10 protein-coding genes are annotated in these 11,982 nt (G+C 62.6%); 4 read left to right on the top strand and 6 right to left on the bottom strand.

The annotated features are described in order from the left end of the window. Positions 1-137: 137 nt before the first annotated feature. From P8Y39_10280 to P8Y39_10260, 5 genes are all read right to left on the bottom strand, one after another. Positions 138-908: a hypothetical protein gene (locus tag P8Y39_10280; GenBank protein ID MEJ2192712.1), complete on the bottom strand. Its 771-nt coding sequence runs from the start codon at positions 906-908 to the stop codon at positions 138-140. A 181-nt stretch (positions 909-1,089) separates the two neighbouring features. Then, entirely contained in the window at positions 1,090-1,734 is a 645-nt protein-coding gene (locus P8Y39_10275) for a cytochrome c3 family protein (GenBank protein ID MEJ2192711.1), read from the bottom strand. A 30-nt stretch (positions 1,735-1,764) separates the two neighbouring features. Next, positions 1,765-2,703, bottom strand: a complete 939-nt coding sequence (locus P8Y39_10270; GenBank protein MEJ2192710.1) for an ABC transporter substrate binding protein — start codon at positions 2,701-2,703, stop codon at positions 1,765-1,767. Next, a complete protein-coding gene (locus tag P8Y39_10265; protein MEJ2192709.1) occupies positions 2,694-4,685 on the bottom strand; it encodes an MtrB/PioB family outer membrane beta-barrel protein in 1,992 nt (663 codons plus the stop codon). The genes P8Y39_10270 and P8Y39_10265 overlap by 10 nt, the downstream gene beginning before the upstream one ends. Continuing rightward, a complete protein-coding gene (locus tag P8Y39_10260) occupies positions 4,682-5,680 on the bottom strand; it encodes a DmsE family decaheme c-type cytochrome (protein MEJ2192708.1) in 999 nt (332 codons plus the stop codon). Before P8Y39_10260 ends, P8Y39_10265 begins: the two co-directional genes overlap by 4 nt. 338 nt (positions 5,681-6,018) lie before the next feature. On the opposite strand from P8Y39_10260, the gene P8Y39_10255 reads away from it, so the two are divergent. The 4 genes from P8Y39_10255 (at position 6,019) to P8Y39_10240 (ending at position 11,219) form a co-directional block, all read left to right on the top strand. Next, entirely contained in the window at positions 6,019-6,849 is an 831-nt protein-coding gene (locus P8Y39_10255; protein MEJ2192707.1) for a fused MFS/spermidine synthase, read from the top strand. Between the two features lie 152 nt (positions 6,850-7,001). After that, complete coding sequence (locus P8Y39_10250) at positions 7,002-7,358, top strand: PilZ domain-containing protein (protein ID MEJ2192706.1); 357 nt, start codon at positions 7,002-7,004, stop codon at positions 7,356-7,358. Positions 7,359-7,629: 271 nt separating this feature from the next. Continuing rightward, the gene (locus P8Y39_10245; protein MEJ2192705.1) at positions 7,630-9,834 is read left to right on the top strand and encodes a PAS domain S-box protein; all 2,205 of its coding nucleotides are present in this window, start codon (positions 7,630-7,632) and stop codon (positions 9,832-9,834) included. Then, entirely contained in the window at positions 9,831-11,219 is a 1,389-nt protein-coding gene (locus P8Y39_10240) for a sigma-54 dependent transcriptional regulator (GenBank protein ID MEJ2192704.1), read from the top strand. The genes P8Y39_10245 and P8Y39_10240 overlap by 4 nt, the downstream gene beginning before the upstream one ends. 12 nt (positions 11,220-11,231) lie before the next feature. On the opposite strand, the gene P8Y39_10235 is transcribed toward P8Y39_10240, so the two are convergent. Next, positions 11,232-11,921 carry a response regulator gene (locus tag P8Y39_10235; protein MEJ2192703.1) on the bottom strand — a complete coding sequence of 230 codons (690 nt, stop codon included), beginning with the start codon at positions 11,919-11,921 and terminating at the stop codon, positions 11,232-11,234. Between the last annotated feature and the right edge of the window lie 61 nt (positions 11,922-11,982).

The following is an 11,982-nucleotide window of genomic DNA, read 5'->3' as shown; positions in this document are numbered from 1 at the left end:
GGCCGACTGTATGGCCGCCTTGTTGTTCATCGCCATGAACCCGCCGAGCCCTCCGAGAAGCACCACCGCCAGGAGCACCACGGGAATGAGGAACTTCCGACTGATGGTGTTCAGGGCCAGGTTGACTTTCATCCCCTTCATTGCCTGCCCACCGCCGTAATGGGGGCCGTGGACCCGTAGGGCAACAGCCAGACGTAGGCATCATAGTGGCCCGTGAGGTCGACGGAATTCGTCAGCCCGCCGTTCTGCATGAAATCCAGGCAGTCGTAGACGAGCATCTTGGTGTATTGCCTGTTGTGCACGTAGGCCCCCGGCTCGTGGCGCAGGAGGTTGAGGTTGAAGGCAGCCCCCAGCGTACCCTCGGTTTGCCAGTCAGAGTGCGGAGTATTGTTGATTACCGGGCCGTCGTAGAAATACGGGTAGTCGGCGAGGTCCGGGCTGTAGTATATGTTCTTGGCCTCGAACGCTTCCTGCAGGGCGTCCAGAGCGTCCAGGAAGCCCCTCTTCTCCCCGTTTATGATATCCAGGGTGAGCCTGTGGTCGCCGGTGGAGGTCACCATGTGGCAGTTGGAGCATATCTCGGCGTTGGCCGGTATCTCGACAATCCGGCCCGTGGCGTCCTCCTTCACGGGGCTCAGGGTATGCCCCACCGATTCGGCCTGCATGTGGCAGCCCACGCAGGGGCCGTTCGCCCCGGTGCCGGGCACGTCCACCCCTATGTGGTTGTGCTTGAAGTAGCTCACCGTATAGTCCTTGCCCGCATACTCGTAGCCGACCGTGCGGTAGAGGATGCCCCCGGCGGCCAGGTAGTGGGAGTTGTACGAGCCAAAGTCCGTGCCCGAGATGGGGAAGTTGCCGACTAACGCCTTGACCGCTTCGCCGCTCAACCTGCCGATGTGGCAGGCCATGCAGATGTTGGAGCCCTTGACGTCGGGGACGGCGTTTATCCTGTCGGCGGGCTCGCTGTAAGGTGCAAGGCCGTTAAAGATGCCGGGGTCCCGAAGGCCTCCCCGGTTGTCGATGTGGCAGGCCCAGCAATAAAGGAGCTCTCTCTGCTTGCCGTGGGCCGTAAAGACGTTATTGACGGAGTTATACAGGGCGGGATTGTTGGGCCCATTCGCGGTTTCTCACGGGAGCGGGGTTATGGGGGTCATGGCAGTCCAGGCAGGTGCCGACGTTGGCGTTGCCCGCCCCGGAGACGTGATTGGTCGAGGTGTTTATGACGTAGCCTTCGATGTTATCCGTATTGGGGTCATCCCAGTGGGTGTCGGTGATAATCTTGTCGGCGCTCCAGGAATCGTGGTACGCGGTGTTCAGGGTAGTGCCGTCCGCCTTGTAGAGCTGGTGGCAGGCCGTGCAGGTCTTAAACTGCACCGACCAGGAGGCCGGCAGGCCCTGGGCCCTCTCGCCCAGGAAGGTGCCGGTGTCCCTGTCGTGGCAGGTGCCGCAGGCCACCGGGGAAGGGTCGGCAATGTCGGGCATGCCCGAGAGAATGGTCTCGATTTCCTCCGGGCCCTCCGTCCCGTTGACCAGCCCGATAGAGGACGTTGCCCCTTGCTCCGTATGGCAGCGCGCGCAGACCGGGTCGCCGAAATAGGGCGTCATGACCGTATGGGGCGTCAGGTCGGTCATGTCGCCGGATGAGCTCACAAGGCCGTCATCTCCCGAGCCGCACCCGAGAAGGACGAGGACGAGCCCCGCCATGAGAAGCCATTTTCCTTTATCGCGTACCATGAATAAACCCCTTTTCACAGTCGATTTCCCCTATTCTATGACCCTTGTGGCCCTGCTCAGCACGGGGGCCGGCACGGTCACGCCCGCCGCGCGGGCCGCGGACTTGTTCACGGTCACTTCGATTTTCTTCGGTTCGCGCACCCGTATGCTGGCGGGGTTCGTCCCCCGAAGGACCTGAAGCACCATCTCCGCGGCCGCCCGCCCCTGCTCCGCCGCATCGGCCGAGACGGTGAGGATGATGCCTATCTTCTCTCCGCCCCCGATGGTGGAGGCCATCGGCACGCCGGCGGTGCGGGCGGCGTTTACGATTTCGTCCACGTTGCACATGGCCCGGCAGCTCGTGGTAAGCAGGACGGCGTCGAGACCCGCCATCTTCCGGGTGTATCCCTTCCGGCCGGCGTCCAGGAGGACGAGCCGATAGCCCAGGGTGCCCTCCAGGGCCTTGGCCTCCTTGACCTGAAGGATGGTGTCCTTCTCGGTCTTGTTGAAGATGATGCCCAGCTTCTTGAAGTCCTTTATCTCCTTGAGCAGCCTGAGCACGAAGGCCATGTCCACCTGGGAGCTGATGCCCGCGGCGTTCATGCCGGTGATGTTCATGGCCCGGGGGTCGTAGACCCCGGCAAAGACAATGGGCAGGGAGGATGTCTGCTTCATCGCGGTGAGGGTGGCCGGAGCCCCGTAGACGACGAGGATGTCCGAGCCGATGCTCACCAGCTTCCGGGCCGCGTTGGCCCAGGCCATGGGTTCCGGGGCGGGCTCCTGAAGCACCACCCTCACGTCGGCCTTTCCCGAGATGGCCACCATGAAGGCACGGTGAATCTGCTGATAATACGGGGTGTCCCCCGTCATGATGACGCCCACCGTGGTCTTCGCCCGTGCGGGGGCCGGAAACAGAACAAAGGAGACCGTGAGGAGGAGCCCCCCCAGGACCGCCGCGCACGCCTTTGCTCTAGCAGTTCTTATTTCCATTGTCTGGATACCGTAAACATGGCGATCTGCGCGTCGCCGTCGAAGACGTCGTTATTGGGGTTGTCATCCAGCTTCTGTACGTCGATATACTCGAAGGATGCCCTCAAAGCGAACCCCCGCGGAAGCCTGAACTCGGCGGCCCCGGCCAGGTAGGTCTCCGACAGGCCGAAGTCCACGAGCGCGGAGAGGGGAAGGGGCTCGCGGAGGTCCACCGAACCCGCCCTGATGTCGCCGTCGCTCCGGGTATAGCTGGCATCGGCGCTGAGGCCGAGCCACTGCAAGGGGCTGTAAGCCAGCGATGCCGTCGCAACATGGGCCTCCTCTTCGTATTTGGTGTCCGGCGCCACCTGGGCGGCGCCCATCAGGTCGTCGAAGACGACGTCCTGCTTGTAGTCGTTATACATGAAGGTGTACCCGAGGCTCACGGCCAGGTTCCTCAGGACCTGCACCGTGGTGCCCACCGTAGCCAGATGCTTCAGGACGTCCCTCTGACCGGCCTGCGGAGCACCCGCCACCCGCAGGCTGTCCCGGTTCTCGTCCCGGAGGGTATAGGTGAGAAAAACACTCGAGCCCCCGCGGGGCGTCCAGGTGGCCGAGGCCCCCGCCTGTTGGGCGAAGCTGGGGTCGCTGCCGTAGGCGGGGTCGTCGATGCCCAGGATGTCGTAGTGCAGGGCAAGGTCCAGGCTCCTTGCCGGGCGCACGTCCAGGGAGGCCCTGAGGGAGTTCTTCTGCGTGCGGTCGGGCAATTCCCAGAAAGAAGCGTTTTTCCGGTCCACGTTCTCGAAGGTGTACCGCACCCGCATGGTCGCTTGTTTCGTGGCCCGGCAGCGGGCCGTGAGGGTAAGGGTGTTGGTGGTCGCGTCCACGGGCGGCTTGGCATGCCCCGTGAAGGTGTTTGTGGAGTCCGAGAGGTCCACGATGCTCACCGTGCGGGGGATGTCGGTGTCCTTCCGGGCGTAGCGGTATCTCATATAGAAGGCAAGCCTGGTCCAGGGCATAAAGGTCACCTGGGCCGAACCGGCCATGTAGTCCGCCGTTGCACCGCTGGTCTCGTTCTCCCTCTCTTTGTGGGAGACGGTGCCGGAGGCGACAATCTTCCCGGTATAGGAGGAGTGGAACTCTACCGTGTCGGAGGAGCCCTTGAACTCGGGCACGAGGCTATGGGGGAAGGTGCCCGCCGGCCTGATGGGTGTTGCGGAGTAGGAATCGAAGAGGACTTTGTCCCCGTCGGGGCCGAAGCGTTTCTCGTCGTGGACGTATTGCACCTCCACCGGCCCCAGGTGGCTGTTGGCCCCTGCCGAATATATCTGGGTCTGCCAATCGACGTCGCGCCTTTGAGAGGCCCGCTTCACATCGACAAAGAGGAAGCCCGAACCGAGGAGGTCTCTCAGCTGCTCATCGCCCTTCTTGCCCACCGACCAGTAGCGGAACAGCGCATGGGCCGGATAGCCCGGGGCCTTCAGGCGCACGGTGACGTCGTCCACCCCCGTCCGGACGCCGTACTCCTCCCCGGCGTCCCGGCGGATGACGCCGGGGGAGCCGGTGGAGGGGTCGAGGTCGCGAAGGATTACGTTCTCGGTATTGTGGAAAACGCTCCTGGTTACCCAGCGGGCAAGGAAAAGGTCCCCATAGGCGTACCGGAGGTCGCCGAAGTAGTCCTTCTCGTTCGTCCAGTCAAACACGAGGTAGGCCCGGTGGGGAAACTCGAAGAAACGGGCCGAGCCGCCCAGGACCACCGAGTCCTTCAGGTATACGTAATCGATGGCGCTGGGGCTGTCGGAGTGCTCCACGAAGCGGTAGCCCGCCTTGAGGGAAAACTCGGGTGGGATCTCCGGGAACCGGTAGACCGCGACCTCCGCCTCGCCCGAGAGGATGGCCTCCAGCTCTGTCATGTCCGTGTCCGTCCCCTCTTGTGCGGGGGACGGCACCGCGAAGGCAAGAAACACCGTGAGAAGGACGAGGAATTTCCCGATGGCTCTCATTGTATGAACCTCCCTGTCCCGCTGGCGGAGGGGATGTCGGTGCCGTGTATCTGCGAATGGCAGTCCGTGCACCGGGTATAGAAGGTCGCCCGCCTCTCCGCGGTGTCCAGCCGCGATGTGTTGTGGCTCACGTGGCATTGCATGCAGAGGAAGGTCTCCTGGGTGATGAGCAGGTTGTTGTTCATGGACCCGTGGGGCCTGTGGCACCTGAGGCAGTCCTCGGTCACGTCGGCGTGCTCAAAGACAAAGGGCCCTTCCACCTCCCCGTGGCACCGGGTGCAGGTGTCCTTGACCGTCTCTTCTCGAAGCAGCTTGGCATTCACCGTGCCGTGGGGGTTATGGCAGTCGGTGCAGAAGACCCGCTGCTCCTTGACCGGATGGTGGCTCCTCAGGGAGAGCTTTGCTTTGACGTCCTGGTGGCATTGGGTGCACATGTCCATGGTCTCCCGCGGGGAGACCATGAGGTCGGCCCCCTTGTGAATGTCGTGGCAGTTGAAGCAGCTTACCCCGGCCACCGCATGGACGCCGGCGTTCCAGTTGTGCAGGTTGAAGGTCGCGTTGTGCGAGTGGCACTTCAGGCAGAGTAGGGACTGCGCGGTGGGCGGAAGCTCCTTCAGCTGAATGAACGTCTTATAGTCGCAAGCCGTCTGGATGCCCTTGGCCCGGTCGGCGGCCACCTTTTTGGGGGTGAGGCCCTCGATGGCCAGGCTCCCCGGCCCGTGACAGGACTCGCAGTCCACAAGGGGCATGCCGGATTTCGATGAAAGCTGCGCGCCCATGGTGCTGCCCTCGAAATGCCGGCGAATCTCGTCGTGGTAGTGGCACGCCGAAAGGCAGTTGTCCGTGCCCACGTAGTTGGCGTCCAGCCTCCCCACGATGAGATGCTCGTACTCCTCGATGGGGATGACCGGCTTGGAGCTCTTCAGGGTCTCGCAGCCCCCCAGGAGCATCGCGGCCGCCAGAGCGACGCCCAAAACGACAATCTTTCGTGTCAATGGATAGCCCTCTTTTCTCTCTTTTCATCCATACGGCCCTGTCACTCTGCCAAATCAGCACACCGGCTTCGCCTGAAGCATATTGTGTGCCAAAACGACACTCCGCGATACGCCGCGATTTTTCAGAGGGTTGTTTCCGGGGAAACGACGAGGGATGACATTTTTTGTCAGTTTTGCCGCAGGACTTGCCACTATTTGAAAAAATACATAGCTGTGGGAATTTTCTGCTTGGAGCCCGAAGAGACCCCCCCGGGCTTCGGACGGGGGCGGAGGCTTTCGTCCAGGGGACGGTTTTAGTATGATGGAGGAAAGCGGCCCCCCGGGGCGCATTACTGCCCATGTCCAAGACACGCCAGGAAACAGTCGTCTTTTCGAGGGACACCCGGCATCACCATGCCCTGGTGGTGGCGGACAATCCCCGAAGAGAGGAGCGGTACCTGTACAGCGCCCGGAAGGAGGCGATGCAGGGGGGCATCTCCCTTTCGGACCCGGATGCCCTCATCATCGAGTACAACAGGGCGGCCTTCGTCTCTCTTGCCTTCCTTGAAAAAGACCCTGCGGCGGCCCTCTTCGTGGGCATCGGGGCCGGGGCCATGCCGAGGTACTTTCAGCGCCACTATCCCCGTGCCAGGGTGGACGTGGTGGAAGTGGACCCCGATGTGGTGGAGGTGGCCAAGGAGTTCTTCTTTTTCAGGGAGACCGGCAGGATGCGCGTGCACGTGGCCGACGGGAGGCGCTACATCGAGGAGACCTCCGCCCTGTACGACATGGTGTTCCTGGACGCCTATCTCGGGGACGCCATCCCGCGGCATCTCGCCACGGCGGAGTTTCTCGCGCAGGCGAGGGACATTCTCACGGACCGGGGCATCCTGGTCTCAAACGTCATCTCCGGCCGGGGCAACAGGCATTTCCAGAGCATGCTGGAGACCCATGCCAGGGTCTTCCCCCATCTTTACGTCTTTCGATGTTCCTGGTCCGGCAACCACATCCTCGTGGCCTCCAGGGACGCGAGGAAAAGGACGCAAGGGGAGATACGTCGGCGGAGCCAGCGGCTCATGGGGCGGAAGGAGCTCGGCCTGGACCTCCTGAAAACCAACAAGCACTTCAGGGACTATGCCGACATCCGCACACCCGATGGGCGGCACGTCCTCCTGGACGAAGCGCGGTAGCGGCCATCCGGCCATTGCCCCTCCGGCTGCTCCGGGCCCCTTGAAAGACGCGTGTCCCCTCCGCAACCGGGCGGAAATGACCCGTCCGTAGGCCCTTTCCGGTGCGGAAAGGACTTGTAATTCAGCCCATATCTGAGTTATTTTAGAAGGACATGACACCCAGGGACCGTGGGGTGCGGTCACGCCGAAAGCACCCGAGGTATCCACTTTACGCGGTGGCGGAGCTCAGATTCAAGTACGCTCCGGAAAGAGGGCCCGTCGAGACCATCGTCGCCATCGCCAACATCTCCACTTCCGGCCTCGGACTGTACTCCCATACGCCTCTGGAAAACGGCTCTCATGTGACGCTTGATATCACGCTCTCCGGGAGAAAGGACATGAAGGAAAGGCTCGAGGGCCGTATCGTGTGGGTCTCGAAGGAAGAAAACCTCCATCTCATCGGAGTCGCTTTTGAGAAGGAATTGAATGAAAGAGAGCATCCTCTTCTATATCGTCTGGTCTCGTCATAGCAGGAAGCCCGGCGGCCGCGGAGACGCCGGCGCCGCGTTTTCTGCCCTCCCTCCGGCACGGCGCCCGAGGGAGGACATCCACGAATAGGCGGACGGACGACGTGACGGAGACCGGGGGGGCCGGCCGCTTTTCTTTCTCGCTTGGCAGAGTCAGCAGAGAGACGTGCCGCCTCCGGCGGACCGCGCTGCCCTCCGCTGCGGGAAAGGGGCGCTCTCATGGGCGGGGCGATAGGCACAGGGGGCCCCACCGTCCGCCTCCGGGGAAGAAACGATGAAAAAGAAAATAGCCGTTGTCCTCAGTGTATTCTGTCTGGCCATGCTGGTGGCCGGGGCCTACATCATCGTCGCCATCGAGAGGAGCACATCCAGCCTGGGCGATATCATCGAGATGCACCAGGTGGAAATCATCCGGGAACACCTCCTCATTCAGCTCATCACCATGGAAAGGGACCTGAACGTTCTGGCGCCGGTCTCGACGGAGGAGATCCAGAAGACGAGGAACGACCTCCGCATCGTCCGGAGCATGGCCCACACCTGCACCAACTGCCATCATGTCCCCGAGGTAAAGGCGCGGCTGGATGAGCTTCAGGCGCGCGTCGCAGACTTCGAAGTCCCCCTGAGCCGGGTGCTTACCATCCACGGCGGCGTGCACGGAGGGACGCCCGAGTGGCTCCGGCAGAAGAGGGTCGCCCTTGAGAAGGCGGCCGGCCTCATCGAATACGTCAAGGGCATGACGGCCGTCTCAAGCAGCAACCTCGATGACAAGACTAACGTCACGATGCAAGAGATAGACAGGACGAAGCACCTCCTTTTCGGCCTCATCATGCTCGCTCCCCTGGTAACCATCGCCCTTTCCTACGTCTTCATGCGGGGCATCACCAACCCCATCGGCCTGCTCGTTCAGGCCACCCGGCGCATCCGCGGCGGAGACCTAGACCACGAGATACAGGGGCTTACGGACGAATTCGGAGAGCTGGCCACCTCCTTCAACGAGATGTCCGTCGCCCTGAAGGAAAACATACGCCAGTGCAGCGAGAGCGAGCAGCGCTACCGGACTCTCTTTGAGACCGCCCGGGACGCCATCTTCGTCCTGGAGGCCGAGGGCGGGGCTGCCGGGCGGATCGTCGACGCCAATCCGGCGGCCGCCGAGATGCACGGCTACGCCATGCAGGAGCTGGTGGGCTCGAACCTCCTCCTGGCCTGCGCCGACGGGGCCTCGGCGGAGGGCATGCGGGAGATGCTCGGCCAGATCATGGCCGGCTCCTGGGCGCGGAAGGAATTCCGGCTGCTGAAAAAGGACGGGACCCCTCTGCCGGTGGAGATGAGCGCGGTGCGCTTCTACCTGGGCGGGCAGGCCTTCGTCATCGCCTTCAACCGGGACATCACGGAGCGCAAGCGGATGGAGAACATGCTCCTGCAGTCCAAGCGCGACTGGGAGGAGACCTTCGACACCATCACCGACATGGTCACCATCCAGGACGCCAACTGCAACATCGTACGCGCCAACCGCACCGCGCGCACCCTTCTGAGCCTGCCGCCGCTCGAGGGCCGCGAGGTGAAGTGCTATGAATATTTCCCCCACGTGGAGCCCTGCTGCGAGAGCTGCCCCGCGCGGGAGAAAGTGCGCGACGGGGGCAGCGTCATCGAGGAAATCTACCACCCCGCCATCAAAAAGCTCCTGGAGCTGGAGGGCATACCCCGGTTCGACGCGGGCGGCGCCCTCGTGGGCATCATACACATCGCCCGGGACATCACGGTGCGCAAGCGCACCGAGGAGGCCCTCCGCCGAGCCGAGCAGATGAAGATGGTGGGCGAGACGGCGGCGGGCCTCGCCCACGAAATCAAGAACCCCCTGGCCGCCATCAAGATGGCCATCGAAAGCCTCATCATGGACGGCGGCGTAGAGGAGGAGGACAAGGAAATCCTGGTCCGGGCCCGGGACGAGGCCCGGCACATCGAGCTCCTGATAAAGGGACTCCTGAACTTCGCCAAACCGCAGGTGCCCCACTTTACGGAAGTGCAGATGGAGAAAGTCCTTTCGCGGGCCTGCCGCCTCCTGACGGTCAAGAACTCCCGCGTCAAGACGAGCGTGGAGTGCCCTCCGGGGCTTCCTCCGATAACGGCCGACCCGATGCAGCTTCAGCAGGCCTTTCTGAACCTGATGCTCAACGCCATCGAGGCCATGGAGGGGCAGGAGAACGGCACCCTGCTGCTCAGGGCGCACCATGACCAGGCACAGGGCTCCATCGTCGTGGAAATACAGGACTCGGGCAAGGGCATCAACGCGACCATGAGGGAGAACATCTTCAAGCCGTTCTTCACCACCAAGTCCGACGGCACGGGCCTCGGGCTCTCCATCACCAAGCAGATTATCGACCAGCACCACGGGATGATACGCGTCACGGACAACCCCGAGGGGGGCTCGATATTCGTCATCAACCTTCCCGCAAACAGTAACGGCACCGTCGGGACGTGAGCACGAGCGAGAAGAAAGGCCGGATATTCATCCTGGACGACGACGAGCTCATCGCCGAGATGCTCGCCCGTTCGCTCAGGAAAGAGGGCTACGAGATCCAGGCCGAGACGGACACGACGGACATCGTCAAGAAGATAGAATCATGGCATCCCGACGTCACGATGCTGGACATCCGGCTGCCCGATATAAGCGGCATGCAGGTACTGAAGGAGCTCAAGGAGCGCCAGGTGGATGCCGAAGTGGTCATGCTGACCGCCGACGACACGGCCGAGACAGCCGTGGAGTGCATGAAGCTCGGGGCCGCGGACTACCTGACCAAGCCCTTCAACATCGAAGAGGTCCAGATTGTCCTGCACAACCTCATGGAGAAGGAGCGGCTTCTCAAGGAGGTCACCTACCTCAGGCGGGTGAGCTCCGAGCTGGTGCAGAAGGACATCATCGGCATTTCTCTGGCCGTAAACCAACTGAAGAGCCAGATGGAGAAGATGGCACAGGCCGGGGTCTCCACGGTGCTCATCACCGGGGAGAGCGGCACGGGAAAGGAGGTGCTGGCGCGGTACTTCCACCACATGAAGTACCCCGACGGGCACGCCCCGTTCATTGCCGTCAACTGCACGGCCCTCCCCGAGTCCCTCATCGAGAGCGAGCTGTTCGGCCACGAGAAGGGAGCGTTTACGGACGCCAAGGCCGAGAAGAAAGGCGTCTTCGAGCTCGCCGACGGCGGCTCGATTCTCCTTGACGAAATAGCCGACATGAAACAGGACCTGCAGACGCGGCTCCTCAGGGTGCTTGAGGAAAGGACCGTCCGGCGCATCGGGGGACGAAAGGACATCCCCGTGGACGTCACGGTCATCGCCAGCACCAATCGGGACATCAAGAGCGCCATGGACGCCGGGGAGTTCCGCATGGACCTCTTCTACCGGTTGAACACCTTTTCCGTCCAGATGCCCGCCCTGAGGGAGCGCGGGGAAGACATCCCGGCCCTGGCCGGACACTTTCTCCGGCACTTCACCTCCCGGTACAACAAGAGGACGCCGAGGGCCTTCTCCCCGGAAGCGGAGGAGGTCCTTCAGTCCTACCAATGGCCCGGGAATGTCCGGGAACTGAGGAACGTCGTGGAAAGGATAGCGGTCCTGGAGAGCGCCGAGGTCATCACGCCGGACCACCTGCCCCAGGAGATCATAAAACCCGTCGAGATAATGGGGCAGAGGCCCTCCCCGGATGCCCGGCAGACGTCGATGTCTCTGAAGGAAATCGAACGGGGGATGATCGAAGAGGCCCTGCGAAAGACCGACTACAACATGACCCGTGCAGCCAAGCTTCTCAATATAAGCTACGACACCATGCGGTACCGGACCAAGAAGTACGGCATCGAGGTCCCCTGACCGCCCTTCCGCCTAAAGGAAACGAAGCCCCATCCGGTACTCGTTTTCCCCGAGGGGGATGCTCCACTGCACCTGGGCCGCCTTCTGCTCTGCGCCGTCCTGCAGATAAAGGGTGTTGCCCCTGTCTATGGGGAAGTCGGCACGCAGGCACATGCCGCTGTCGCTGACGTTCAGGGCGAGGCCCTGAAAATCGACGGCGGTCCCCGGTCCCTGCTCCTCGAAGTCCGCCACCGTGAAGCTCACGTATTCGTGGCACGGCTTTCTCGCGCACTGCCGCCTGTTGCCCAGGGTTCCCTGGGAGCCCACGACCGCCCCGCCGATGGAGGCCACGGGCGCCTCGTCAAAGAGTGACCGGTTTACGACCATCCTCAAGAGGGAAATCTCGAAGGGCTTGTAGATGATGCACTCCACCCCGGCGCTCAGAGCCTCGTCCGGAGTGTTTTCCTCGGCGCTGCCGGTCATCATGACGACCTTGGTGGCGGGAGACGCCTCCTTGATCTCTCTGGTCAGCGCCACTCCGTCCATGCCGGAAAGCCTGAAGTCCACCAGACAGAGGTCGAAGGGCTCCTCCCCCCTGATGATGTCCAGGGCGGACTCTCCCGAGTCGGCCACCCGCACGTCCAGGTCCATCTTCGAGAGGACCTTCGATATCATCACGCGTATGGACGGCTCGTCATCGACCACCAGAACTCTCTTGCTCATCCGCGCCTCCGTTCTGGACATTCTTAGACATAGATATCAGTGCAACAAACATGCCCGCCGC

This window comes from Nitrospirota bacterium (genome assembly GCA_037386965.1).
In the GTDB taxonomy this organism is placed as follows: Bacteria; Nitrospirota; Thermodesulfovibrionia; order Thermodesulfovibrionales; family JdFR-86; genus JARRLN01.
This window is presented reverse-complemented; position numbering and strand designations above follow the sequence as displayed.